Origin of the sequence: Aequorivita todarodis, from assembly GCF_028561335.1 — a bacterium.
Lineage (GTDB): Bacteria > Bacteroidota > Bacteroidia > Flavobacteriales > Flavobacteriaceae > Aequorivita > Aequorivita todarodis.
Window position 1 is genome coordinate 73,011 of the sequence record NZ_JAQQTG010000020.1, and the last position, 24,545, is coordinate 97,555.

Annotated in this window: 24 protein-coding genes and 1 tRNA gene; 8 read left to right on the forward strand and 17 right to left on the reverse strand. The window is 41.6% G+C overall.

Features of this window, described 5'->3' with window-relative positions; translation table 11 throughout:
- Nucleotides 1-38 precede the first annotated feature (38 nt).
- The gene (locus POV26_RS09545; protein ID WP_272856250.1) at nucleotides 39-758 is read left to right on the forward strand and encodes a head GIN domain-containing protein; all 720 of its coding nucleotides are present in this window, start codon (nucleotides 39-41) and stop codon (nucleotides 756-758) included.
- A gap of 150 nt (nucleotides 759-908) precedes the next feature.
- A complete protein-coding gene (locus POV26_RS09550) occupies nucleotides 909-1,340 on the forward strand; it encodes a hypothetical protein (RefSeq protein ID WP_272856251.1) in 432 nt (143 codons plus the stop codon).
- 71 nt (nucleotides 1,341-1,411) lie between these two features.
- Here POV26_RS09550 and trxB read toward each other — a convergent pair whose 3' ends face one another.
- On the reverse strand, nucleotides 1,412-2,374 hold the full coding sequence (gene trxB / locus POV26_RS09555; protein WP_272856252.1) for a thioredoxin-disulfide reductase: 963 nt from the start codon (nucleotides 2,372-2,374) through the stop codon (nucleotides 1,412-1,414).
- Nucleotides 2,375-2,487: 113 nt separating this feature from the next.
- A complete protein-coding gene (gene mqo / locus POV26_RS09560) occupies nucleotides 2,488-3,990 on the reverse strand; it encodes a malate dehydrogenase (quinone) (RefSeq protein WP_272856253.1) in 1,503 nt (500 codons plus the stop codon).
- Between the two features lie 232 nt (nucleotides 3,991-4,222).
- On the opposite strand from mqo, the gene POV26_RS09565 reads away from it, so the two are divergent.
- A tRNA-Pro gene (locus POV26_RS09565) sits at nucleotides 4,223-4,296 on the forward strand.
- Between the two features lie 209 nt (nucleotides 4,297-4,505).
- On the opposite strand, the gene POV26_RS09570 is transcribed toward POV26_RS09565, so the two are convergent.
- The 4 genes from POV26_RS09570 to POV26_RS09585 form a co-directional block, all read right to left on the reverse strand.
- Complete coding sequence (locus POV26_RS09570) at nucleotides 4,506-4,628, reverse strand: hypothetical protein (protein WP_272856254.1); 123 nt, start codon at nucleotides 4,626-4,628, stop codon at nucleotides 4,506-4,508.
- 73 nt (nucleotides 4,629-4,701) lie between these two features.
- Entirely contained in the window at nucleotides 4,702-5,643 is a 942-nt protein-coding gene (locus POV26_RS09575) for a YeiH family protein (RefSeq protein ID WP_272856255.1), read from the reverse strand.
- Complete coding sequence (locus POV26_RS09580) at nucleotides 5,640-6,782, reverse strand: mechanosensitive ion channel family protein (protein WP_272856256.1); 1,143 nt, start codon at nucleotides 6,780-6,782, stop codon at nucleotides 5,640-5,642. The genes POV26_RS09575 and POV26_RS09580 overlap by 4 nt, the downstream gene beginning before the upstream one ends.
- A gap of 189 nt (nucleotides 6,783-6,971) precedes the next feature.
- On the reverse strand, nucleotides 6,972-7,748 hold the full coding sequence (locus POV26_RS09585) for a cation:proton antiporter regulatory subunit (RefSeq protein WP_272856257.1): 777 nt from the start codon (nucleotides 7,746-7,748) through the stop codon (nucleotides 6,972-6,974).
- Between the two features lie 210 nt (nucleotides 7,749-7,958).
- On the opposite strand from POV26_RS09585, the gene hemN reads away from it, so the two are divergent.
- The 5 genes from hemN (at nucleotide 7,959) to POV26_RS09610 (ending at nucleotide 13,621) form a co-directional block, all read left to right on the forward strand.
- Nucleotides 7,959-9,323, forward strand: coding sequence for an oxygen-independent coproporphyrinogen III oxidase (gene hemN / locus POV26_RS09590; RefSeq protein WP_272856258.1), 1,365 nt, complete (start codon nucleotides 7,959-7,961; stop codon nucleotides 9,321-9,323).
- Between the two features lie 105 nt (nucleotides 9,324-9,428).
- Nucleotides 9,429-10,712: an alginate export family protein gene (locus tag POV26_RS09595; protein WP_272856259.1), complete on the forward strand. Its 1,284-nt coding sequence runs from the start codon at nucleotides 9,429-9,431 to the stop codon at nucleotides 10,710-10,712.
- Between the two features lie 27 nt (nucleotides 10,713-10,739).
- The gene (gene nirK, locus POV26_RS09600) at nucleotides 10,740-12,206 is read left to right on the forward strand and encodes a copper-containing nitrite reductase (RefSeq protein WP_272856260.1); all 1,467 of its coding nucleotides are present in this window, start codon (nucleotides 10,740-10,742) and stop codon (nucleotides 12,204-12,206) included.
- 89 nt (nucleotides 12,207-12,295) lie between these two features.
- Nucleotides 12,296-12,988, forward strand: a complete 693-nt coding sequence (locus POV26_RS09605) for a formylglycine-generating enzyme family protein (protein ID WP_272856261.1) — start codon at nucleotides 12,296-12,298, stop codon at nucleotides 12,986-12,988.
- Nucleotides 12,989-13,000: 12 nt separating this feature from the next.
- Nucleotides 13,001-13,621, forward strand: coding sequence for an SCO family protein (locus POV26_RS09610; protein WP_272856262.1), 621 nt, complete (start codon nucleotides 13,001-13,003; stop codon nucleotides 13,619-13,621).
- Between the two features lie 52 nt (nucleotides 13,622-13,673).
- On the opposite strand, the gene POV26_RS09615 is transcribed toward POV26_RS09610, so the two are convergent.
- From POV26_RS09615 to POV26_RS09665, 11 genes are all read right to left on the reverse strand, one after another.
- Complete coding sequence (locus tag POV26_RS09615) at nucleotides 13,674-13,859, reverse strand: hypothetical protein (RefSeq protein WP_272856263.1); 186 nt, start codon at nucleotides 13,857-13,859, stop codon at nucleotides 13,674-13,676.
- A 12-nt stretch (nucleotides 13,860-13,871) separates the two neighbouring features.
- The gene (locus POV26_RS09620) at nucleotides 13,872-14,039 is read right to left on the reverse strand and encodes a hypothetical protein (RefSeq protein ID WP_272856264.1); all 168 of its coding nucleotides are present in this window, start codon (nucleotides 14,037-14,039) and stop codon (nucleotides 13,872-13,874) included.
- A 12-nt stretch (nucleotides 14,040-14,051) separates the two neighbouring features.
- On the reverse strand, nucleotides 14,052-14,789 hold the full coding sequence (locus POV26_RS09625) for a sulfite exporter TauE/SafE family protein (protein ID WP_272856265.1): 738 nt from the start codon (nucleotides 14,787-14,789) through the stop codon (nucleotides 14,052-14,054).
- A gap of 220 nt (nucleotides 14,790-15,009) precedes the next feature.
- On the reverse strand, nucleotides 15,010-15,456 hold the full coding sequence (locus POV26_RS09630; RefSeq protein ID WP_272856266.1) for a FixH family protein: 447 nt from the start codon (nucleotides 15,454-15,456) through the stop codon (nucleotides 15,010-15,012).
- Between the two features lie 127 nt (nucleotides 15,457-15,583).
- Nucleotides 15,584-17,008 (reverse strand): cytochrome c oxidase accessory protein CcoG, encoded by a 1,425-nt coding sequence (ccoG, locus tag POV26_RS09635; protein ID WP_419180014.1) that lies wholly within the window; start codon nucleotides 17,006-17,008, stop codon nucleotides 15,584-15,586.
- A 61-nt stretch (nucleotides 17,009-17,069) separates the two neighbouring features.
- Entirely contained in the window at nucleotides 17,070-18,053 is a 984-nt protein-coding gene (locus tag POV26_RS09640; protein WP_272856267.1) for a cbb3-type cytochrome c oxidase N-terminal domain-containing protein, read from the reverse strand.
- Complete coding sequence (locus tag POV26_RS09645; RefSeq protein ID WP_272856268.1) at nucleotides 18,050-18,247, reverse strand: CcoQ/FixQ family Cbb3-type cytochrome c oxidase assembly chaperone; 198 nt, start codon at nucleotides 18,245-18,247, stop codon at nucleotides 18,050-18,052. The genes POV26_RS09640 and POV26_RS09645 overlap by 4 nt, the downstream gene beginning before the upstream one ends.
- A gap of 2 nt (nucleotides 18,248-18,249) precedes the next feature.
- Nucleotides 18,250-20,451 carry a cytochrome-c oxidase, cbb3-type subunit I gene (ccoN, locus tag POV26_RS09650; RefSeq protein WP_272856269.1) on the reverse strand — a complete coding sequence of 734 codons (2,202 nt, stop codon included), beginning with the start codon at nucleotides 20,449-20,451 and terminating at the stop codon, nucleotides 18,250-18,252.
- 13 nt (nucleotides 20,452-20,464) lie between these two features.
- Nucleotides 20,465-20,692: a cbb3-type cytochrome oxidase assembly protein CcoS gene (gene ccoS, locus POV26_RS09655; RefSeq protein WP_062619247.1), complete on the reverse strand. Its 228-nt coding sequence runs from the start codon at nucleotides 20,690-20,692 to the stop codon at nucleotides 20,465-20,467.
- Nucleotides 20,693-20,755: 63 nt separating this feature from the next.
- Nucleotides 20,756-23,161 carry a heavy metal translocating P-type ATPase gene (locus POV26_RS09660; RefSeq protein WP_272856270.1) on the reverse strand — a complete coding sequence of 802 codons (2,406 nt, stop codon included), beginning with the start codon at nucleotides 23,159-23,161 and terminating at the stop codon, nucleotides 20,756-20,758.
- A gap of 119 nt (nucleotides 23,162-23,280) precedes the next feature.
- The gene (locus POV26_RS09665) at nucleotides 23,281-24,495 is read right to left on the reverse strand and encodes a hypothetical protein (protein ID WP_272856271.1); all 1,215 of its coding nucleotides are present in this window, start codon (nucleotides 24,493-24,495) and stop codon (nucleotides 23,281-23,283) included.
- Nucleotides 24,496-24,545 lie beyond the last annotated feature (50 nt).

The following is a 24,545-nucleotide window of genomic DNA, read 5'->3' on the forward strand; positions in this document are numbered from 1 at the left end:
AACAGTAACCATTGATTTATAACCAAAAACACATAATTATGAGAACTTCAAAATTTATTATGGCCATTGCCGCAGCATTTCTTTTAAGCGCTTGTCATTTCAATATTAATACAGGCGAAAACGGCAACGGAAATGTTATTACCGAAGAGCGCACCGTTTCTGAAGATTTCACGGAAGTACGCGGGAGTGCCGGACTGGACGTTTATCTCACGCAAGGCGATGAAAACAAAATAGTTGTGGAAGCCGATGAAAATCTGCTTCAATATATTGAGACCGATGTGGAAGATGGGAAACTGCACGTTACCACTTCAGAAAATATTGGCCACTCAAAAGCAAAGAAAGTTTATGTTACTTACAGAGAATTGACCAACGTTGAAGCAAGCAGCGGAGCGGATGTAACCGGAAATTCCGTTATTAAAAGTGAAAGACTTTCATTAAAGAGCAGCAGTGGCGCAGATTTAAAAGTAGAGGTTTTTTCAAAGGAACTTTCTGCCAAGTCCAGTAGCGGTGCAGATTTGGAGGTTTCCGGAAAGGCTTCCTCTTTCACGGCAGACGCCTCAAGCGGCAGTGAAATTAATGCGAGGGAATTATTCGTAGCCACCTGCAATGCCGAAGCCTCCAGCGGTGCGGAAGTAACCGTAAACGTAAAGGACAATCTGGAAACACACGTTAGCAGCGGCGGAAATATAAACTATTACGGAGACCCTGTGTCAGTAAACTCAAATAAAAGCCATTCGGGGAGCGTGAACAAAATGTAAATGCTATCGATACGTTTTTTTCTAAAACACACTCTGAATTGCCAAAAAGGCTTAACATTTTCTAAAAGAATTGTTAGGCCTTTTCACATTTATAAAAATTTTAAGAGGGTTTTGTTTTTAAAATTCCATCTTTAAAACAAAACTAAAATTATGAAAAGACTCCTAATAGTATTAGCAATAGTTGTATTTGCATCCTGCAGCTCTGACGATGATTCGGGCGATGCAAACACCAATGAATTTGAACAGATAAAAACCACCCTCCCGCAAGGAGAATGGAAGATCACAAAATTGATCGATGGCCAGTCAGACCACACGGTCGATTTTGAAAGTTTTGTTTTTACATTTAGTGAAGATGGAACCGTGGCTGCAAAAAACGATCTTTTTACCGAACCCGGAACGTGGGCTTATGACAATAGCTCCAATAGTGGTGAGGAATTGGTTTTGCAATTCAGTGAAACAACTCCTTTTGATGAAATAAATGACGATTGGGATATTGTTTCGGTAAGCAATTCAAAAGTTGAACTCAAGGATGTAAGCGGTGGCAACGGCGATACGGAACTGCTCACTTTTTCAAAATTGTAAACTTTAAAAAATCCTAAGATCAAAAATGCCGCGGTAAAAGCGGCATTTTTTGATGTTTATATTTTGAAAACTTAAGCCGTAACCTCAGTTTCTATAGTTGCCAAATAACGTTCGGCATCCAAAGCCGCCATACAACCGGTTCCCGCAGCGGTTACCGCTTGGCGGTATTCCTTGTCCTGCACGTCGCCACTGGCAAAAACGCCCGGTTTGTTGGTTTTGGTGGATTTTCCTTTTGTAATAATATAACCTGTATCATCCATATCCAACTGACCCTTGAAAATTTCAGTATTAGGCTTGTGCCCAATAGCTATAAACAGACCGGTAATTGCTATTTCTTCCTTTTTACCAGTTTGGTTGTTTACCATTCGCAAACCTTCAACTACAGTATCTCCCAAAACCTCATCCACTTCAGTATTGTAAAGTACTTCAAGGTTTTTAGTGTTGTTAACTCTGTGTTGCATCGCTTTGGAAGCTTTCATATAATCTTTACGGACAAGCATGGTAACTTTTCTACAGATATTCGCCAAATAGGTAGCTTCCTCCGCAGCGGTATCGCCTGCCCCAACTATGGCAACGTCCTGATTTTTATAGAAAAACCCATCGCAGACCGCGCAGGCAGAAACCCCGCCACCGCGCAATTTTTGTTCGCTTGGAATGCCCAGGTATTTTGCTGTTGCTCCTGTTGAAATTATTACGGTTTCAGCTTCAATTTTGGTGGAATTGTCCACGGTAACTTTATGGATTCCGCCCACTTCATCACTAAACTCAACATTTGTAACCATCCCGATCCGCACCTGTGTTCCGAAACGTTCGGCCTGCTGCTGCAGTTGCACCATCATGGTTGGGCCGTCAATTCCTTCGGGATAGCCGGGAAAATTATCCACTTCAGTAGTTGTGGTCAATTGTCCGCCGGGTTCCATTCCGGTGTACAGAACAGGTTTTAAATCTGCGCGTGCAGCATATATTGCCGCGGTGTATCCCGCTGGGCCTGAGCCAATGATAAGGCATTTTATTCTTTCAATAGTTTCGCTCATGATATTTTCTTCAATAGTGTTTTTCGAATGGCAAAAATAGCAACTTTCAAAGGAATGTGCCTGCAAAAGTTATGAAGAATTGTTATTAAAGTATTAAGCAAGCCTATCGTTTTCTACGGAAGGTTTATTTGAAGTGTTTCGGAACATTTGAAGCGTACCTTTTTAAATTCTTCCGTATTTTCCTCGATTTCCTTATTCCAAAAAGGCACCATTTCTGAAAGTTTCTGTTGCCATTTTTCAGATTTAAATTGCTGCGGAAAGGCAAAATCCAAAACGTGGACCATAATAGCTACTGCCACCGAAGCGCCCGGCGAAGCACCCAAAAGTGCAGTAATTCGGCCGTCTTTGCTATGCACCACTTCCGTTCCAAATTCGAGCGTGCCTCCCTCCTCTTTGTCGCGTTTAATAATCTGTACCCGTTGCCCAGCTACTTTTAGTTCCCAATCTTCACTTTTGGCATCTTTTACGAACTTTCGAAGTGTTTGCATCCGGTCTTCATGGCCCATTCTTACCTGTTCTATCAAATATTTTGTGAGCGGGATATTGTGCCAGAAAACGCCCCACATAGACGGAATATTGTCCCATTTTATACTTTTGAAGAGGTCAAAAAATGAACCTTCCTTCAAGAATTTCGTACTGAAACCCGCAAAAGGACCGAACAGGAGTTCCTGTTTTCCGTCAATATAGCGCGTGTCCAAATGTGGCATGGACATTGGCGGTGCACCCACTTCGGCCTTGCCGTAAACCTTGGCGTGGTGTTTTTCAATTATAGCCCTGTTTTTGCAGATGAGCCACTCCCCGCTCACGGGAAAACCGCCGTAACCATCCTTTTCGTCAATTTCCACTTTTTGGAGTAAAGGCAACGCGCCGCCACCGGCGCCAATAAAAACATGTTCGGCATCACAATGGATTCTTTCCTTCGTTTTCAGGTTTTTTATTTTTACCAACCAGTCCTCGTCTTTCGTTGGATCAACATCTTCTACTTCGTGCAGTGTGAAAACTGGCGTATCAAATTTTTCTTCCAAAATTTTGAAAAAGGTTCGGGTAAGCACGCCGTAATTTACCTCTGTTCCCAATTCCATGCGGGTCGCGGCGATTTTTTCGGAATTGTTTCTTCCAGTCATCATCAACGGAAACCACTGTTCCATTTCCTTGAAATCTTCCGAAAATTGCATGCCTTCAAACATAGGATGCTTTGTCATTTCGGCTACGCGTTTCTTTAAAAATTCAACATTATCTTCCCCTTCAACCCAGCTATGATGTGGAACTGGGTGCATAAAATCCTTTGGATTCCCAATTAAATTATGGTTCACCAAAAAAGACCAAAATTGTTTCGATTTCTCGAACTGTGTACAGACTTTTATGGCTTTTGAAATGTCTATGGAGCCATCTTCGTTTTCGGGTGTGTAATTCATTTCACAAAAAGCGGAATGCCCAGTGCCGGCGTTGTTCCAGGCCGCGGAACTTTCCAGAGCAACCCTGTCCAATCTTTCGAGAATTAGTATTTTTTGGTCGCTGTCAATCAGTTTCAGCATTAGCGCAAGGGTGGCGCTCATAATGCCGCCGCCCACACAGATAAGGTCGTAGTGTCCGTTGATTTTTTCTGAAGAATTCATTTTAAGAACAGTTTCTTCAAAATTAGAGATTGTAATTTCCAAAATACCTTAAGAAGATGCTAATTAACCAAGGAAATTTCAACTTTTGAAATATTCGAATATTAATTGAAGTACTTTATTGCGAAACTTCATATTTTGGTTATTTTTGCACTTCCAAATTCGGATTTACGATTTACGATTTACGATTTGGAATTTTCAATTTTGAATTTTCAATTTTGAATTTGTAAAAAATCGGGATGTGGCGCAGTCTGGTAGCGTATACGTCTGGGGGGCGTAGGGTCGCAGGTTCAAATCCTGTCATCCCGACTTTTAAAAGACACTTTCGGGTGTCTTTTTTATTGGGGTGGCGCAATGAAACCACCACGAAAGTGGTTTCGTTGTGCCGCTCAACGACCCAAGCAGGTTCATCCCGAAGCCTCGGGACTGTAATCCTGACTTTTAAAAAGACACTTTCGGGTGTCTTTTTTTATTGGGGTGGAGTGGTTTCGTTGTGCCGCTCAACGGCCCAAGCAGGTTCATCCCGAAGCCTCGGGACTGTCATCCCGACTTATAGAAGGCATCTTATGGGTGCCTTCTGTTTTTGGGGTGGCATTGTCCGTTGGCGCAGCCAAAAGGGCAATGGCGTACGACGACCCCATAAGCAGGTTTAAAAAAAGTCATCCCTAATTATAAAAGACACTTTTGGGTGTCTCTTTATTATGATGAAGTTATTTAAAATGAAATGATTGCCAAAATAGAACTTATAGAAATAAAAACCCAAAGCGAAACCCCAAGAATCATCGGCTTCCAGCCTGCCGATTTTATCTTGTCTATGGAAAGTCCGGCGCCAATTAAAAACAGGGTCAACACCAAAAGCGATTTTGAAATACTGGTAATGCCTCCCGTAATAACGGCAGGAATGGCTACGTAACTATTAAGTATGATTGCCAAAATAAACAGGAAGATGAAATAAGGAATTTTCACGCTTTTTCCCTTTCCTTTAAAAAGAAATACAGATAACAAGGAAAGCGGGATAATCCAAAGTGCCCTGGCCAGTTTTACGGTTGTTGCAACTTTCAGCGCTTCTTCCCCAAATGTATAGGCCGCACCAACTACCGAGCTGGTGTCGTGAATGGCAATTGCGCACCAAAGCCCAAACTCGTGCTGGTTCAGCCCGAACAAGTGCCCGAGCGGCGGAAAAACAATCAAGGCGATGGAATTCAACAGGAATATAACACCCAGGGAGATTGAAATATCCTTTTCCGAAGCATCTATGACCGGTGCAACGGCAGCAATGGCGCTTCCGCCACAAATCGCGGTCCCCGAACTGATGAGATGACTGCCCTTGCGGTTCATCTTTAAAAGTTTCCCCAAAAAATAACCAAGAATCAAGGTTATAGAAATTGAAAACACGGTCAATATAAACCCGTCTTTTCCAGCGGCCACGGTCTCTTTTAAATTCATTCCAAAACCCAGGCCAACTACAGCTATTTTCAGAAGCCAGTTTACCGCTTTACTGTTAAGCGTTAGGAATGGATGCCCTAAAAAATATGAAAAAAGGAACCCGCCCACCAAGGCCACGGGGCTGCTAACGTAACCCAAAATACAAAGCACCATACATAATATAAACAGTACCTTTACGAGTGTTTCATTCCGATTGGCAATTTCTTTCATTTTTGACCTTCTTCTTTTTTAATTGTTTCCTCTTTATTTTTTAGATCCTCTTCGTTTTCCTTTTCCTTTTTTAGTACAACCGTTCGGTACGGAAATGGAATCTCGATTCCTTCACTGTCAAAACGTTTTTTTATGCTTTCCAGCAAATCACAGCGCATCTCAAAGGAATCTGAATAATTTTGCGCCCAGGCCCAAGCACGGACCGTGACCGAGGAATCATTTAACGAAACAAGGGCCGTCCGGACCACTGGTTTTCCGTCTAAAATATCGGTCGCCGATCGGTTGTCCATAATTAGGGGGTGCTTTTCGCATTCCTCTTGCATAATTTTTTTTGCCAAATCAACATCACTGTCATAGGAAATTCCTATTTCAATCCTCTCGCATATCTTCATTTCGCCCAAATCATAATTTATCAGTTTCTCCTTATTGATAATGGCATTGGGAATGACGATCATTTTGTTTTCAAAATTGCGTATTACCGTGTGGCGCAGCGTTATATCTACAACGGTTCCCACCATCGTGTCGGTAACTTTAATAACATCGCCAATCCTGAAAGGTTTAAATGAAATGATAAACACGCCACCCACCAAATTTGCCAACGCTTCCTGCGAAGCAACACCGGCAATAAGCGCAATTACCCCTGCCCCACCAAGTGCGGTTTTCGCAATACCCTCAAGCGAAGGAAATGCCAAAAGTGCAAAAAGGATTCCCGTAGTATATATGCCAATGATAGCCACATACCGTAAAAACTTAAAGCTTGTTGGGTCTTCTGCATTTACGATTTTTCTTTTAATGCTTAAACGAAACCACATATTTGTGGATGCAGCACCCACAATGGTTACCACCGCAACAATTCCCAAATAAAGAATTAATCTGAAGTTGTGCCGAAGTGCATCGTATTTTTCTTGATTGACAAAAAGAAAGCTTAAACCTATCAAACCGAGAACGAGCCAAAGCGCGTTCAGTATCCGTCTTACCCAGTTAACTGCTCTTGGAGGCTCATCCGGATATTTTTTCGATTCTTGCCGGAGTAGCCATTTGTGGAGAAGATTTGTTAACAATCGCAGGATGATTACGGAGCCGATAATCTTCGAGGCGTAAATGATTTGATCCTTATATATTTCAAAAAAATCCATCATATCTTTATAATTGTCCTTTTTTAAATTCGAAGTTTATTCCCGTTCATCCCAAGATTGTTTCTGGTAAAAATCTATAGGCGATTGCAAGGTTTTTTTAACATACAAAAACTGTTCGTGAAAATATAACAGGGATCGGCACGTTTTGGAGTTCCTATATCCTTAAAAATTTATGCAAAATCAGCTAAAACTCTACTGATCCTTTGCTGCTTTACGATCAGCCTGCTGCTTTTCAATTCTTCTATTTTCTTTTTCAACGTATTTTTTATGTGCTATTGAAGCCACAAAATCTCTTTTACGCGAATAAAGGTTTTTAATTACATCCGCCTTTCCGTAAACCGTAATTACATCGCCGGGCAAAATACAAAAACTGCCCGTGGGCGAACCCACATAATCGCCATTGGCACGGTCTATTCCCAAAATGGTGATACCTTCATGGCGCAAATCCATTTCCAGCAAGGTTTTGTTCGCCATCCAGTTATCCTTATCCACTTTTTTCTCGCTTACTTTGTAGTCGTCCTTTAAATGCAGGACTGCAGCATAATCCTGAATATCCAGGTCGGTATATTTTTTCAGCATCCTATTTATTATTTTGGAGAGCCCACGGTCCACCCATTTACTTTTTACGGCCCACCAAACCAAACTCAAACCTAAAACCACGATAACCAAACCGTACAATTTGGAAGTTAAAGTATCCGGCAAGACGAAGGTTAAAATTAGGGAAGACATTACAGTTACAATCCCGGCGTTACCAATTAGCATGAGGTTAAATACAATTTTACGGCGAACGGGGTGATTCATTATTTTTTCTGATTCGGAAGTAGTGAAACCCGCACCGGTATAGGCAGAACGCGCTTGAAACCGTGCGCTTTGTGTAGAAAGCCCGGTATGGATCAACGCAATCGTGGCAATTTTTGTAATCAATGCCGAAAGGGCTACCACTAAAAATAAGGTTACTGCTGCAATCATATATTTTCAAAATTAAGAAGAAATATTCGGCTTCCCGTTCTTTATAAGAATATTATAACTTCATTTATTTTCGTAACCTTTTATTTAAAAAAAAATACGTGTTCATATCAAAAATGAATTTTTTCCAACAAAAATTCTCTAAGTCCAACTGATAATTATCATTTTATGGTTTGCAAGGCACCCCTATTTTTGAAGTCGAAAAAATAATCCATGCAGAACAATTTAGTTTCAAAATACAACGTCCCGGGCCCGCGATATACCAGTTATCCCACAGTTCCTTATTGGAACAATGCGGAGTTTTCACTGAGCGAATGGAAAAGAAACGTCATCCAAAGTTTTTCGGAAAGTAATTCCAGTGAAGGCATAAGCCTCTATATTCACCTACCTTTTTGTGAAAGTCTCTGCACTTTTTGTGGCTGCAACAAGCGGATTACCAAAAACCACGGAGTGGAAACGCCCTATCTGGATTCTGTTTTGAAGGAATGGCGGCTTTATTTGGAAATGTTCCCCGAACGTCCAATTATAAAGGAATTGCACCTCGGCGGCGGTACGCCCACCTTTTTTTCCGCGGAAAATTTAAAACTGCTCATAAAGGGAATTTTTCGCGATGCCAGCATGGCCGAAAACCCCGCTTTTAGTTTTGAGGGTCATCCCAACAATACCAAGGGCGAGCATCTACAAACACTTTTTGATTGTGGTTTTACGAGGGTGAGCTACGGCGTACAGGATTACAACCCTACAGTGCAAGTGGCCATCCACAGGCTGCAACCCTTTGTGAACGTAAAAAACGTAACCGAAACCGCACGCCAAATTGGCTACACCTCCGTGGGCCACGACATTATTTTCGGGCTTCCCTTTCAGAAAAGGGAACACGTTATTTATTCCATAGAAAAAACCAAGGAATTGATGCCAGACCGCATCGCCTTCTATAGCTACGCCCATGTGCCGTGGATAAAAGGAAATGGCCAGCGCGGTTTTAAAGAGGCAGATTTGCCCAGTGCCGCCGAAAAGCGCGAAATGTACGAAACCGGCAAAAAAATGCTGGAAGAGGCGGGCTACATTGAAATCGGGATGGACCACTTCGCCCTTAAAACCGATAGCCTCTACAAAGCAGTGGAAAACAAAAAACTGCACCGCAACTTTATGGGCTATACCGATAGCAAGACCCAACTCATGCTGGGGCTTGGCGTTTCTGCCATTGGCGACAGTTGGTACAGTTTTGGGCAAAACGCAAAAAATGTAGAAGAATACCAAGATTTGGTGGAACAGGGCATTCTTCCCGTTTATCGCGGTCATATGCTCAATGAGGAAGATTTAATTATTCGCAAGCATATTTTGAATATGATGTGCCGTTTGGAAACTTCCTGGGAAGATGCCTCGCTCCAATTTAAAGAATTGCCGGATGCACTTGACAAACTGAAAGAAATGGAAGATGACGGGTTAATTAAAATTGGTGCCACAAAACTTCAAATTACTGAAAAAGGACGTCCGTTTGTACGCAATATATGTATGGCTTTTGATGTACTTCTGCAGCGCAGCCAGCCCGAAACGCAATTGTTTTCGATGACCGTTTAGTCAATTTGACAAAAATTAATTTTTTTTCATTTTGTGACCTACGTCATATTTTACCGCAAACACAATACTGACCTTTGTGTCAGAAATCAAAAAAAAACCATTCTTATGAAGGTTTCAAAAAGTGTGTTTCTTTTCCTGTTGGTACTTAGTTTTACCAAGGGATTCTCACAGTTTACCGTTGACGCCGAATTGCGTCCCCGCTTTGAATATAGACACGGATACAAAACTCTTTTCCCAGATAATTCGGATCCGGCGACCTTTGTATCACAGCGCACGCGGCTGAACTTTGGCTATAAGACCGAAAAGCTGTATTTCTATTTAAGCCCCCAGGACGTAAGGGTTTGGGGCGATGTGCCACAGCTGAATGTTGCAGACGAAAACGGATTTTCACTGCACCAAGCCTGGGCCGATGTCTTGTTAATTTCAGACCTTTCCTTGAAAATTGGGCGCCAGGAAATTGTTTACGACGATCAGCGTTTCTTTGGAAATGTGGGCTGGGCGCAACAAGGCAGAAGCCACGATGCGGCAATCGTGAAATTTGAACCCAGTTTTATGAAACTTCATTTTGGCGCGGCATACAATCAGGACGGGGAAGCCTTGGCTGGAAATATCCTTACCACAAATACCTATAAAAGCCTTCAATATATTTGGCTTCACAAGGATTGGAAACCACTCTCGGCGAGCTTCCTATTTGTGAACAACGGCTTGCAATATATAGACGAAACGGACGAATCAAAAAACGATACGCGCTACAGCCAAACTGCGGGAGTTCATTTAAACGCCAATTTGAGTAAATTCAACTTTGCTTCCAATCTTTACTATCAATTCGGGAAGGACGTGGCAAATAATGATTTGAGCGCTTACCTCCTTTCGCTGGAAGCAACTTATTCCGTATTGGAGAATTTAAAAATTGGTTTAGGTGGCGAGCTGCAGAGCGGAAATGAGTACGGCGCCCCTTCCGATGGAAAAAACAAGGCCTTCAATCCGCTTTATGGCACCAATCATAAATTCAACGGGTTTATGGATTACTTCTATGTAGGCAACCACATCAACAATGTGGGGTTGCTGGATTTGTATGGAAACGTGAAATATGCCTTCAATAAAAAATCAAACATCAATTTGGCGCTTCATCAATTTTTCGCTGCCGCAAAAATAAATGACAATACGTCAAAAGATTTGGGCTTTGAATTAGATTTGGTAACTTCGCATAAATTGAGCGAATACGTGCAGGTTCAAGCAGGGTATTCGCAGTTTTTTGCACAGAAAGGTATTGAAATCACAAAAAACAATTTTGACGCTAATACAAACAACTGGGGCTGGCTCATGGTGACCATAGACCCTATTTTGTTCACTTGGCAAAAACCAAAAACTGAAAATAATAAACAATAAAAACAACCATATTTTAAAACCGAACCTATGAAATTAGTTATCAACCACAAATTAATTACCAAAATGCTGCTTGGTTTAGGCACGGTGGCATTTCTTTCGGGCTGCGTAAATGACCAATCCGACAAAAAATACAACGACACCGTTGATATTCCCGTAAACCAAGAAATGATTGCGGAACTTACCTCCCCACCCAACGTACCTACTCCCGTAGGAAAACGAATGGCCAAAAAACTAATCGTGGACTTGGAAATCCAAGAACGCGAGGGCGAAATGACCAACGGCGTAAAATATGTGTATTGGACCTTTGGCGGAACCGTTCCGGGAAGTTTCATCAGAACCCGTGTGGGCGACGAGGTGGAATTTCACTTAAAAAACCACCCGGACAACAAGCTTCCGCACAACATTGACCTTCACGCCGTGAACGGTCCCGGTGGTGGGGCAGAGTCTTCCTTTGTAGCTCCCGGCCACGAAAAAGTATTCTCTTTTAAGGTGCTTAACCCAGGACTCTATGTGTACCATTGCGCAACCGCACCAGTAGGTATGCACATTGCCAACGGAATGTACGGACTTATCTTGGTGGAACCCGAAGGCGGCTTGCCTCCGGTGGACAAAGAATATTACATTATGCAGGGCGATTTCTATACCGAAGGCAAATATGGCGATCGGGGCCTACAGGCATTCGATATGCAAAAAGCCATCGATGAAAAACCAGACTATGTTGTTTTCAACGGACACGTAGGTGCCATGACCGGCGACAATGCCATTACCGCAAAAGTGGGCGAAAAAATCCGTCTTTTTGTTGGGAATGGTGGCCCTAACCTGGTTTCTTCCTTTCACGTAATTGGAGAGATTTTTGACAGAGTGCACGTTGAAGGCGGCGATATGATCAACGAAAATGTACAAACAACCTTGATTCCTGCCGGGGGTGCCGCAATTGTGGAATTCCGCATAGACGTTCCCGGAACCTTCATACTTGTGGATCACTCTATTTTCAGGGCCTTCAATAAAGGTGCCTTGGCGATGCTAAAAGTAGAAGGGGAAGAAGACAAACGCATTTATTCCGGTGAAATCCGCGACGGTATCTATCTTCCAGAAGGTGGAGCCATCCAGTCTATGCCAAACGGAGCAAGAAAAGAAGCAAAAGAAGAAGTGAAGGCATTGAGTATTGAGGAGCGAATGAAATTCGGAAAAGATAAATATATGGCTACCTGCGTTGCTTGCCACCAAGCAAATGGACAAGGTATTGAAGGCGCTTTTCCTCCATTGGCAAAATCTGATTACCTAAATGCCGATGTGGACAGGGCTATCGATATTGTATTGCACGGTAAATCGGGTGAAATTACCGTTAACGGTAAAAAATACAACAGTGTAATGACTGCCCAAGCGCTTTCTGATGAAGAAGTAGCCAACGTACTTACATACGTTTACAACAGTTGGGGCAATTCCAAAAAAGAAGTTACCCCAGAAATGGTGCAAGCTGTTAGAAACAAATAATAAACTTTTTAAAATTGAAATTTTATAACACCGCCTTTTTTATAGCCTTTTCTTTATTATTTTGTGGAGTCACGGCCCAAAATGATAAGATGGCCCTAGTAAAGGGCGGTGTTTATTTACCGCTATATGGCGCCGAAAACAAAACGGTAAAGGTAGATCCTTTTTTGATGGACGTATATCCCGTAACCAATTCAGATTATTTAAAATTTGTGGAGGAAAACCCTCAATGGAAAAAAAGTCAGGTCAAACCTTTATTTGCCGATAAAAGTTATTTGACCAATTGGAAAAATGACGAAACCTTTCAAGGGCTGCCCGATGCGCCCGTAACCAACGTTTCATGGTTTGCAGCCAAAAAATACTGCGAATGTCAAGGCAAACGTTTACCGACCATGGACGAATGGGAATTCGCCGCCATGGCCAATGAAGAAGTACAGGATGCCAGAAAAATAGAAGCCTACAACCAGTTCATCCTAAACTGGTACGAAACCCCAAAAACCTTTAAAAACCCCATAGGTGAAACCTTCAAAAATTATTGGGGCATCTACGACCTTCACGGCTTGGTGTGGGAATGGACCTTGGATTTTAATTCCGTCTTAATTTCAGGGGAATCCCGAAAGGATGTTGATAAAGACTCCAATCTCTTCTGCGGAAGCGCGGCCATCGGTGCTTCCGATTTAATGAATTATGCGGCCTTTATGCGCTATGCCTTCCGGGGAAGTATGAAAGCGCGCTATTCCTCCCAAAATCTGGGTTTCCGTTGTGCGAAGGATGTTGAAAACTAAAAAAACAGAAAGATGAAAAATTTTAGATTTATGGCAGTATTGGTTGCATTAGTGGCCTTATTTTCCTGCAATAACAATTCAGAAAAAAACACAGGCGCCGCTGAAACAGCAAAGGTAAAAAAGGCGGAGGGCGATGCCATTCCGGAAATGTCAATCTACAACCTTCCCTCCCATTGGACGACCCAAAATGGGGAAGAAATTGAACTGAAGGATCTGCAAGGAAAAGTAGTGGTCATGGTTATGATCTACACAACCTGCAAAGCCGCCTGCCCTCGGTTGGTTGCCGATATGCGCAATATTGAAAAACAAGTGCCCGAGGAAAAAAAGGACAATGTGCAATATGTTTTTGTGAGCATCGACCCAGAAACCGATACGCCCGAAAGACTAAAAGCGTTCAGTAAAGAGAATGAAATGGAAGATGACAAATGGCTCTTCCTTCGCGGGACCGAAGAAGACACCCGCGAATTTGCAGCAGTGCTGGCGGTTAATTACAAGCAGATCTCACCCATGGATTTTTCACATTCAAACATCATAAGTGTTTTTGACCAAAATGGTGAAATGGTGCATCAACAAGAGGGCTTGGGCGTTGATAATAAAGAAACGGTGCAGGCCATTATTGATTTGGCGAAATAAGAAAAACAGATCCTAAAAAACAGAGAGTTGCAAATATCATTGCTTTGACATCTCAACTTTTTCTTGCGGGATTGTCATTTTTCTTTTTTCGGTTATGAACCATGTTTTTACGTTTTTTGCTTCGCTTTACATACAAAATTAACCCGCCTATTATTGCGAAACACACGACGATTGATATTATTGTGGCTACCAAACCACCCGTAAAATCAACCAAAGGAATGAAGTCTGTTATTTTCATAGTCAAAAAGATTTAAACGTTTTCGTCTTCGGGAGCAGTTATTTCATCCTCATGCTTTTTCTTGCCACCCATCACAAAGCTGATAACGATAGCAGCAAGAACAACGCATAAAACTGCAAAGAAAATTATAAGGGCCGTACCTATACCCCAGTTTGCCAAAGGAATCATTGCATGTATCATATTTTGAATATTTTATTGGTTATTGATTGTTGTGTTTTCTGAAATTGTATTGTCGCAATTATAATTGGCATCAACCGTTTCCGTCATCGGTTTTGGGGAAATGTAGGGAATGCCCAGCCCCAGGCCCCGAACTATAAAAAGACAACCGATAATTACTACAAACACCGGAATTGCCCGACGGATGCGCTGCCGAACCTGTGCGTTTAAAAAATTGCCCAAATAAATGGCAGAGGTCATCAGGGGAATGGTTCCCAAGCCAAAGACTGCCATATACAAACTTCCCTGCAGAGCATTGCCGGAAGCGATAGCTCCAAAAACTGCCATATATACCAAACCACACGGCAGGAAACCGTTTAAGAAACCGATAGTCAAAAAAGTATCGGGGGTTTTCTTTTTGAGTTCCTTCCCGAGAGCGGATTTCACTTTGGAAATAATACGATAGATAGGTTTTGAAAAATTGTAATTGTTGAAAGTTTTCTGCGGAATAAAAATAACCGCAAGCATCAAAACCCCTATCAAAATAGAGAGTTGCTGCTGAAAACCGAAGAGATTCAAACTTCTTCCCACCAACCCAAAAACAAGCCCAATAATACTGTAAGCCAATATCCTTCCGAAATGATATAGAAAAATCTGCCCAACTTTCTTCAGATTATTACTTCTGTCCACGGGCAACAGAAACGCAATAGGCCCACACATCCCCACGCAGTGGAAGCTTCCCAGTAATCCGAATATGAGGGCGGTGTATAACATTTTTTTGTTCCTGGTTTCAGGTTTCAGCGTTAAGTGTTAAGTGTTAAGTGTTAAGTGTTAAGTGTTAAGTGTTAAGTGTTAAGTGTTAAGTGTTAAGTGTTAAGTGTTAAGTGTTAAGTGTTAAGTGTTAAGTGTTAAGTGTTAATGTAATAAATTTTCAAAATTTGAATGAAACCTAAACTTTTAAACTTCTCAACTCATAAACTTCTCAACTCATCCACTAATAAACTATTTCATTTTTATATAAATAATCTTTTCCTTCATAACTCCATTGTACAATGGTGTTCCATCTTCCGGCCACCAACAATTCATCGGGAATTAATACGCTGTGGGATGAAAGTTGCAAAGGCTCTTGAAAATCAAGTTTTTTGTTGGACGGTCGATAAAGAAGAATTGTACCCGTAATTTTGGAGTAATCCATATTTTCGGGAAAAGTTAGCATCCAGCCTGCTTCGGTTTTTTTCCCTGTAATGTTGACCGCCAAGGAATTTGAATTTGCCCTGTCATCAATTTCTTTTTGATAGACCAATTCCTTTTTATAATATTCCTCCGTTACCAAATCGTAATCGTACTTTTTGTCGGTACTTATTTTTATAACGAAAAATAAGATAAAGCCTATAAAAAGTACCATTCCAATCACCAATCCGGTTCCCCAATTTATTTTCATCCCAATAGTATTTATTGATTGTTCGTATTATTTATTTCCAAGCTTCGCCTTAAATCTATAAGATTCACTTCGGCGAAACCTTGCTGGTTATTTTTCCTTCATCGGGCATCAAGCACCCAGCACCCATCTATTTATAATTTCTTGGTCCGAGGAACGTGACGCTGGTGGTTTCTATCAAATCGTCACCGCTGTAAACCTCGATTACCGCCCGGTTTTTATCGCCGCTCAACGCTGCGTTGTTTATTTCAATGAAAAGCGTTCCTTCAGCCAAACCTTGCGCGGGAACTACAATTTCACCCTGTTTTACGCTGTGAATGGTTCCTTTTGGCGATTTCAGCTTAAAGTGAATGTCCTCAATATTTTTTGTGGTCTTGTTGAGCAATTTATAAGTGAAAACATTGCTGATAATATTGTTGTCCTTATGTTCATAAAGCTGCCCGGGAAGCCTAAGAATATTAGCTTCCACATCACTTCTTAAAAACAGCATTCCGGTAAGCACGCCGATTAGAATAACCAAAACAGCCGTATATCCCTTCAATCGGGGCGTAAATTTGAAAGGTGCTTTCTTTTCAATATTCTCTTCACTTGCATAGCGAATCAAGCCCTTCGGAAGGTTTACCGCTTCCATAATACTGTCGCAAGCGTCTATACAAGCCGTACAGTTTACGCACTCCAGCTGTGTACCGTTTCGGATGTCGATGCCGGTAGGACAAACGTGAACGCATTGAAAGCAATCTATGCAATCCCCCTTGCCGGAGGCTTCCCGATCTTCGTTCTTTTTAAATTTTGCACGGCCTACTTCCTTTTCGCCCCGCTTATGGTCGTATGCCACAACAATTGATTTGTTGTCCAGCAACACGCCCTGCAATCTTCCATAGGGACAAGCTATAATACAAACCTGCTCGCGAAACCAAGCAAAGATGAAATAAAACACTGCCGTAAAAATCAACAAAGATGATACTGTGCTCAGATGTTCCATTGGTCCGTCCATAACATAGCGGATCAATCTATCACTTCCTATTAAATAGGCCAAGAAAATATTGGCAACAAGAAATGAAATAACAAAAAACAGGAACCATTTCAGTGAGCGTTTCCTTATTTTTTCGGCATTCCATTTTTGCTTGTCCAGACGTATTTGGGCACCTCTGTCGCCATCTATCCAGTATTCAATTCTTCTGAAAACCATTTCCATAAAAATGGTCTGGGGGCAGATCCACCCGCAGAAAATCCTTCCGAAGGCGGCCGTAAAGAAAATAATGAACACCACCATTATGATCATCATAATCACGAAGAGGTAAAAATCCTGGGGCCAAAACGGAAACCCGAAAATGTTGAAACGGCGTTCCAAGACATTAAAGAGCAAAAATTGGTTGCCGTTAATCTTCACAAAAGGAGCGGCAAAGAAAAAAGCAAGCAATACATAGCTTACATACTTTCTGTACTCATAAAATCTTCCAGAAGGTTTTTTAGGATAGACCCAAGCTCTTTTTCCTTCTTCGTTTATGGTACCAATACTATCTCTGAAACTTTCGTTTTCTTCCGGAATGCTCACTTTCGTAAATTTTTAATTGTAAAACTTGACAGTTGAGATATTAATTGGAAAATAATATATATTATTTACGCTCCAATTGTGACTCTTCAACGGCAGGCTCTTCGGTCATTTCAACCTCAACCTTAGTTGAATCAGCGGCTTTTACCTCATTAGTGCCCGAAGCTGCGTTTTCGTCTTTCCAAATATCTCCTTCGGGCTCCTTGCCATCTGCAGGATTGGTGCCGTGGAGTGTCATTACATAACTTGCTACTTGGGCCATTTCATTAGGTTTTAGATCGGTTTTCCAAGCAATCATCCCTTTTCCTGCGCGCCCACCTTCGCTAATGGTATGGAAAATATTCTTGATACCACCGCCCAATATCCAATAATCATCGGTAAGGTTTGGCCCAATTCCTCCTCCTCCACTATCCTTATGGCAAGCGACACAGTTTTCGGTAAATATTGTCTTTCCAGCAGCAATATCAGATGGGTCGGTAAGTTGTTCTACTGTCTCTGCATCTATTAAGTCCTTGTTGTTTTTCTTAAATTCAGCAACTTCCAATTTGGCCTGTGCTACCTCAATTTCATATTCCTCAGTTTGGTTTGTGCCATCAAATATGTGGTAACGCACCAAATATACAACTGCGAAGATGATGGTTGCATAAAACATATACACCCACCACGGCGGAAGGTTATTGTCCAATTCACGAATACCGTCATAGTTATGGTCCAATACAATTTCCTGCTCTTTAGCCACAGGTTTGGCATCGAGCATTTCCTTGTATTTTCTTTTGAACCAACCGAAACGATTATCTACTCGCATTTTCTCCGCTAAAAGATACCGTTCTTGGGCTTCACCGGTCAAGCCGTCAAATAATACACGTTGAAGGGCAGCAACAATAATTTCCAATGCAATTGCGAAGAAGAACAACATGCCCAGAACAGCCCAAATAATAGGATATTTTACGATGGCCCATTGGTCACCGGAGTCAATGATTAATTCCAAGAGAAAAAAGGCGAGGATGATAAAGCCGATAACTCTTAAATATGATGCTGTGGTTTTCATAGTAGTTCGTCGTTTTGGTTGTTAGTATCTAAGTCCAATGGAATATTGCTTACTTCCTTTATATGTTCTTTTTTGGCAGTAATTACCCAATAAAAGAGTACCACAAAAAAGATGAAGAATATTAATAGCGAAATCAATGGATATATTTGAACGTTGTCTATGTTCTCGAGGTTTCCTTTTACAAATTTCAACATAACTATTCGTTTTTAGCCGAAGCATCTTCGGTGTTCTGTACTTTAATATCGGTTCCCAAACGTTGCAGATAAGCAATAACGGCAACTATCTCACGGTTTTTCATTTCTACAAATGCTTCCCCATTTTCCTCAGCGTATTTCTTGCTGGCTTCATACGTAGCCACAAAATCTGGATCGCTGTATAGATTCTGCTCAATTTTTGCACCTTGCTCATCCATCCATTGTTGCGCATTCGCTATTTCCTCTTCGGTATAGGGAACTCCCAAGGTTACCATCGTGCGCATTTTTGTTTCGGTGTCTGATTTATCCAATTCTGAATTTATCAACCATTTATAGGAAGGCATAATGGAGCCCGAGGAAGTACTCTGCGGATCGTACATATGGTTCAAGTGCCAGTTATCTGAATATTTTCCACCAATACGGTGCAAATCAGGACCCGTACGCTTACTTCCCCATAGGAATGGGTGATCGTACACATATTCCCCAGATTTTGAATATTCACCATAACGTTCCACTTCGCTTCTGAACGGTCTAATCATCTGCGAATGGCAGCCTACGCAACCTTCACGGATATAGATATCCCTTCCTTCCAATTCCAAAGGCGTGTATGGTTTCACACTTGAAATTTTTGGCACATAATCATCTACCATTAGCGAAGGTATAATTTGCACCATACCTCCAATTAAAATGGCAATGGTTGCGTAAATGGTCAATTTAACAGGGCGACGCTCAAGCCAAGTGTGCCAACCTTCACCGGCAGTCTGTCTTTTGGTCACGGGCGCGAGTGGCGCAGCTTCGGCCAATTCATCAGTAACCTTGCTTCCTTTTCTTGCCGTCATCACAACGTTATAAAGTAAAATGAAGGCTCCCGTAATATAGAGCGTTCCACCTATGGCGCGCATCCAGTACATTGGGATAATTTGGGTAACGGTTTCCAGGAAGTTTCCGTAGGTAAGCGTACCGTCTGGGTTGAACTGGTTCCACATAGAAGCCTGCATAAAACCTGCTACATACATAGGAAGGGCATACATGATGATACCTAGTGTTCCAATCCAGAAATGGGCGTTTGCCAATTTCACGGAATATAATTTTGTTTTGAAAAGTCGCGGTACCAACCAATAGATCATACCAAAGGTCAGAAATCCGTTCCAGGCCAATGCCCCAACGTGTACGTGCGCAATAATCCAATCGCTAAAGTGGGCAATTGCATTTACGTTTTTAAGCGAAAGCATTGGACCTTCAAAAGTTGCCATCCCGTAACCGGTAATTGCCACTACCATAAATTTCAATACGGGGTCAACCCGTACTTTATCCCAAGCGCCGCGCAGGGTTAAAAGCCCGTTTATCATACCTCCCCAAGATGGAGCAATAAGCATTACGGAAAACGCAACGCCCAGGTTTTGGGCCCATTCCGGCAGTGCCGAATACAACAAGTGGTGCGGTCCTGCCCAGATATAAATAAAAATCAACGACCAAAAGTGTACAATGGATAGTCGGTAGGAATATACCGGTCTATTGGCCGCTTTCGGCACAAAATAATACATTAAACCAAGGAAAGGCGTGGTAAGGAAGAACGCAACCGCATTATGCCCGTACCACCATTGCACCAGCGCATCCTGTACACCGGAATACATGGAATAACTCTTCAGGGCGTTCACCGGAATGGCCATACTGTTCACGATATGCAAAACAGCTACGGTTACCCAAGTTCCCAGATAGAACCACAAGGCAACGTATAAATGGCGTTGGCGTCTTTTCACCATTGTCATAATTAGGTTGATGCCAAAAGCAACCCAGATTATTGCGATGGCAATATCAAATGGCCACTCAAGCTCGGCATATTCCTTTGAAGTTGTGTAGCCCAACGGAAGCGTTATCGCAGCACCGACAATGATCGCCTGCCAACCCCAAAAGTTTAGGTTACTAAGAAAATCACTCCACATTCGCGCTTTTAGCAAACGCTGGGTGGAATAATAAACCCCTGCAAAAATGGCGTTGCCCACAAAGGCGAAGATCACCGCGTTTGTATGCAGCGGACGTAAACGCCCGAAACTGAGCCACGAAATACCATCGGTCAGGTTTGGGAACAAAAACATAAAAGCGAGCAATAAGCCCACGCTCATACCAATGAGGCCCCAAAAAATGGTTGCATTGATGAATTTTTTGACAATCTGGTTGTCGTAGTAAAACTGTTCTGTTTGCATAGTTTTAATAGAATTATTCCTGCCAGGTGGCAGGCTCGGTTTCTGGTTTGGTTATGGTTTTTTTTGAAGTGTTTTTTATGTTCGCGCTGCCTTCCTTTACCAGTTCATCCTCAAAAAGCATACGGACGGAAGGCGTATAGGTATCGTCATACTGGCCTTTCTTTACGGAATAGATAAATAGCGCAAAAAAAATGAGCGCCACAAAAACGCTGATTGCCAATAGCATATAAATTATGGTCATACCTGAAAATTATGATTCAAAAATATTATTGCAAACGCCTTTAAAATATGACATTCGTCAATTTTACTTATTTATATTCGTTCTTAATTTCTTTCCCGCATATTGGGTAGCTATTGTTGTAAAAATAACAATACTTATTGAACTTAGGGGCATCAAAATAGCAGCAACCACTGGTTTTAAATGTCCCGTAACCGCAAATGTCAACCCTATTAGATTGTAAAATAGGGAAAATAAAAATGCCCATTTGATAATCTTTATACCCTTTTTCGAAAAATTCAAAAAATCCCCTATTTTATTAAATCGGGTAGCGTCCAAGATCCCATCGCAAGCTGGGGAAAAGACGTTTGTGTTTTCCGAAATCACAAAACCTACATTGCTCTGTTTTAAGGCACCGGCATCGTTCAAACCATCACCAATCATAAGTACCTGCTTTCCTTTTTGCTGAAGGGCTTTTATAAAATTCAACTTGTCGTCCGGTTTTTGGTTGAAATATAGTTTTGTGCCTTTGGGCAGTAATTCTTCCAGCCGTTCACGCTCGCCTTCGTTGTCGCCCGAAAGGACAACCACATCTTTATCGGTACCCAACTGTTCAAAAATTTCAGCAACACCGTTTCTGTACTCACTGTTGAATATGTAACAACCCTTGTAAACCTGGTTGGCGCTAATATGGACGGTAGTTCTATTTTTTACTTCGGAAGTCAATTCATCATAATACCCCACAAATTCATAGGATCCCACTTTTATGGAATTGTTTTTAGCAGTTGCGGAAATCCCCTTCCCTACTTCTTCTTCAAATTCATCCAAGGTTTGGATATTATTTTTGTCGAGCATATTGTAAAGCGAGCGGCTCAAGGGATGGCTCGACGCCCGAAGTGTACTCGTGAGCAATTGCTTTTCTTCCTCTGAAAGCGCAATACCTTCATAGCTAATCATATTTTTTTGGTTGGTAGTGAGGGTTCCCGTTTTGTCAAAAACCACGGTGTCCAGCTTCGCCATTTGTTCGATTACTGAGGCTTCCTTCAAATAGAGTTTTTCCCTTCCGAAAATGCGCAGCACATTGCCCAAAGTGAATGGCGCGGCAAGGGCAATGGCGCACGGACAGGCCACGATCAAAACCGAGGTGAACACATTAAAGGCTTTGGAAGGATCGACCACAAGCCAAAAAATGGTAGAAATAAATGCTATGGTAAGTAGAACGACAGTAAATCGTTTGCTGATACTGTCCGTAATCGATTCAAAAATGCCGGATTTATCCTTGCTGAAAACGTCGTTGCTCCACAATTGGGTAAGGTAACTTTGGGCTACGGGTTTCAGAACTTCCACTTCCAAAATACCGGCTTGTTGCTTGCCGCCCGCAAAAAGTTTATCACCACTCTGTTTTGAAATAGGCTCCGCTTCACCGGTAACAAAACTGTAATCAATGAGTGCATTTCCCTTAATTAAAATAGCATCCACGGGAATTATTTCGTTGTTTCGAATCAATAAGCGGTCGCCTTTCTGTACGGTATAAACCTCTGCTTGTTCCTCGATGGTGTTTCCTTCGGCATTTTTAAAAAGTCTTGTAACGGCAATTGGGAAATACGATTTGTAATCCCGCTCAAAGGAAAGGTAGCTGTAGGTTTTCTGCTGAAAAAATTTCCCAAGCAATAAAAAGAAAACCAAGCCCGAGAGACTGTCAAAAAAGCCAGTGCCCAAGTCGAATACTATGTCTATCGTGCTTCGTATAAAAAGCACCGCGATGCCCAAAGCGATGGGAACGTCTATGTTTAGAATTTTTGAACGAAGTCCTTTATATGCAGAAGTAAAATACCCGCTTCCTGAGTAAAAGACCACGGGCAGCGAAAACGCGAACATCAACCAGCGGAAAAACGGCTTAAACTGGTCCAACCAGAATTCGGAATGCTCAAAATATTCAGGAAATGAGAGGAACATAATATTTCCAAAGGCAAATCCCGCTATGCCAAGTTTGTAGATAAGGCTTCGGTTGATATATTTTTCCTTTTTTTCGGAATCGTCCAGCGAAATATAGGGTTCGTAACCTATTCGGCTTAAAAGAATTACTAAATTTTTAAGCGAATTCTCTTCAGCAGAAAAAGTAATCCGTACCGTTTTTTCGGGAAAGTTAACCTGTGAGGATTTAACGGAAGGATTTAGTTTATTGAGATTTTCCAATATCCAAATGCAACTACTGCAATGGATGGAAGGAATCAAAAAAGAAACGATCTGCGTATTGCCGTCGTTAAATTCCAGCAATTTTTCCACAATTGCCCCATTGTCGAGAAAATCATATTTCCCCGCAATTTCCTTTGGGGAAATGCCGGGCGTATTTTCCAGATCGTAATAATAGCTTAAATCGTTGTCGTGCAGAATATCAAAAACCGTCTTGCAGCCGTGACAGCAGAAGGATTTATCCTCATGTTTGATTTCAACGTCCAAACACGTATCACCACAATGAAAACAGTTTACCATCAATCTAAAAAATTGCTCGTTATACCTGTTGCAAAGGTTGCAAGAGATTTGGTTTCGAGAAATGACAATTATCAGCTTTTATCTTATTCTGAAATAACCGTTCGCACGATTATTTTGCCTTAAGCAGAAAGATATGAACTTTTAATGTTTCTGAAAAATAAAATTCCCACCGCCAGCGGAAAGGCACAGCTTAAAATGGCCAACAGCCAATAATATTCGACGAAAAAAGGCAGGCCCAGCCAAAGCGCAAAGGCTTTATAGAAAATAAGTAGCTCGGTGCTGATGAAAGCGAAAAAGAAAATCCACAAAAAGTTTTTGGACAGTTTTATCAATTTGAAATATTCCAAAAAGCCGAGCATTGCCATTATTACGATGCCGAGGAAAACCATATGCAAATAGCCGATTACAAAATCCTTCAATCGAAAAGCTAAGTTTGCGATGTAGGGAAAAGCAGAGAAAAGCTGCATCAAAATCTTTAAAGCGAGCAAGGCTCCGGCAAATTTCAAAAGAAAAAAACAGGCTGGGCCAAATTCAGTTCTCAAAACCGAAAAATGGTTTTTAAACAATGAATAAAGTTCAAAAAATGCCAAAAGCTGGGCCACGGCGCCGGCCAGTCCCAAAAGGTAAATAACCGTGGGCGGCACAAACCAAAGAAAGGAAAGAAAGACCGTAAGTATCACTCCAAAATTCAAAAGCAGAAAAAACGATTTCAATTTTTCGGGGTTGAAGTGGATTCCCTTTTCCTCAAAAACATAGAACAAAACGCCCAACAAAGCAATTAGGAACCAACCGTTATACTGAAAATGCAGATAAAAATAAATAGAGGATTTGTACCAAATGGATTCCGGACCCAGAGTGGCCATCACGCCCCCGATTGCCCACGGGCCAATACTGGAAATAACCAGATACCACAGCGCGGTTTTTATGAGTTTCCAGGAAAATCGCTGTTTAAAATGCTTCGGAATATATTTCATTGCAAACCAGGCAAACCAATAGGAAGCGAACAAAAACAACGTGGAGAAAATAATGGAATACAACGCATACCCCTGAATGGGAAAAGTTACAAGCATTCCCACAATACAAAGATTTGTAAACAAAAAAATACGTTTGTACAGTTTCGGCTTTTGTGCTTCGGAAAGGAAAATTTTATAGATTAAAGTGGTCAGCCCTAAATAAATCCAGCCCAGCAAAGCCGTGTGGGAATGTGCGTGAAGGAGAAATTTATAATTGAAAGGAAGAGATGCAACAACATAGAACCTCAGCAAAACGCCCATTAATGCTACGATCAAAAAATAAGCCAAGGCTATGCCTATATGTTTCTTTAAATCTACCAAGCCGTAAAATTAAAAAAACAGTCCGGAATATGGCAGCAAACATTCAAAGT

What these genes read in the sequence shown, in the direction of transcription:
- hemN (WP_272856258.1), top strand. Translation starts at nt 7,959, where the DNA reads ATGCAGAACAATTTAGTTTCAAAATACAACGTCCCGGGCCCGCGATAT.
- POV26_RS09630 (WP_272856266.1), bottom strand. Translation starts at nt 15,456, where the DNA reads ATGAAAATAAATTGGGGAACCGGATTGGTGATTGGAATGGTACTTTTT.
- POV26_RS09545 (WP_272856250.1), top strand. Translation starts at nt 39, where the DNA reads ATGAGAACTTCAAAATTTATTATGGCCATTGCCGCAGCATTTCTTTTA.
- POV26_RS09660 (WP_272856270.1), bottom strand. Translation starts at nt 23,161, where the DNA reads ATGGTAAACTGTTTTCATTGTGGTGATACGTGTTTGGACGTTGAAATC.
- POV26_RS09640 (WP_272856267.1), bottom strand. Translation starts at nt 18,053, where the DNA reads ATGAAAACCACAGCATCATATTTAAGAGTTATCGGCTTTATCATCCTC.
- POV26_RS09585 (WP_272856257.1), bottom strand. Translation starts at nt 7,748, where the DNA reads ATGATTGCAGCAGTAACCTTATTTTTAGTGGTAGCCCTTTCGGCATTG.
- POV26_RS09605 (WP_272856261.1), top strand. Translation starts at nt 12,296, where the DNA reads ATGGCCCTAGTAAAGGGCGGTGTTTATTTACCGCTATATGGCGCCGAA.
- POV26_RS09550 (WP_272856251.1), top strand. Translation starts at nt 909, where the DNA reads ATGAAAAGACTCCTAATAGTATTAGCAATAGTTGTATTTGCATCCTGC.
- POV26_RS09620 (WP_272856264.1), bottom strand. Translation starts at nt 14,039, where the DNA reads ATGATACATGCAATGATTCCTTTGGCAAACTGGGGTATAGGTACGGCC.
- POV26_RS09625 (WP_272856265.1), bottom strand. Translation starts at nt 14,789, where the DNA reads ATGTTATACACCGCCCTCATATTCGGATTACTGGGAAGCTTCCACTGC.
- nirK (WP_272856260.1), top strand. Translation starts at nt 10,740, where the DNA reads ATGAAATTAGTTATCAACCACAAATTAATTACCAAAATGCTGCTTGGT.
- POV26_RS09645 (WP_272856268.1), bottom strand. Translation starts at nt 18,247, where the DNA reads ATGTTGAAATTTGTAAAAGGAAACCTCGAGAACATAGACAACGTTCAA.
- ccoN (WP_272856269.1), bottom strand. Translation starts at nt 20,451, where the DNA reads ATGCAAACAGAACAGTTTTACTACGACAACCAGATTGTCAAAAAATTC.
- ccoS (WP_062619247.1), bottom strand. Translation starts at nt 20,692, where the DNA reads ATGACCATAATTTATATGCTATTGGCAATCAGCGTTTTTGTGGCGCTC.
- mqo (WP_272856253.1), bottom strand. Translation starts at nt 3,990, where the DNA reads ATGAATTCTTCAGAAAAAATCAACGGACACTACGACCTTATCTGTGTG.
- POV26_RS09580 (WP_272856256.1), bottom strand. Translation starts at nt 6,782, where the DNA reads ATGATGGATTTTTTTGAAATATATAAGGATCAAATCATTTACGCCTCG.
- POV26_RS09615 (WP_272856263.1), bottom strand. Translation starts at nt 13,859, where the DNA reads ATGAAAATAACAGACTTCATTCCTTTGGTTGATTTTACGGGTGGTTTG.
- POV26_RS09570 (WP_272856254.1), bottom strand. Translation starts at nt 4,628, where the DNA reads ATGGGGTCGTCGTACGCCATTGCCCTTTTGGCTGCGCCAACGGACAAT.
- trxB (WP_272856252.1), bottom strand. Translation starts at nt 2,374, where the DNA reads ATGAGCGAAACTATTGAAAGAATAAAATGCCTTATCATTGGCTCAGGC.
- POV26_RS09610 (WP_272856262.1), top strand. Translation starts at nt 13,001, where the DNA reads ATGAAAAATTTTAGATTTATGGCAGTATTGGTTGCATTAGTGGCCTTA.
- POV26_RS09595 (WP_272856259.1), top strand. Translation starts at nt 9,429, where the DNA reads ATGAAGGTTTCAAAAAGTGTGTTTCTTTTCCTGTTGGTACTTAGTTTT.
- POV26_RS09575 (WP_272856255.1), bottom strand. Translation starts at nt 5,643, where the DNA reads ATGAAAGAAATTGCCAATCGGAATGAAACACTCGTAAAGGTACTGTTT.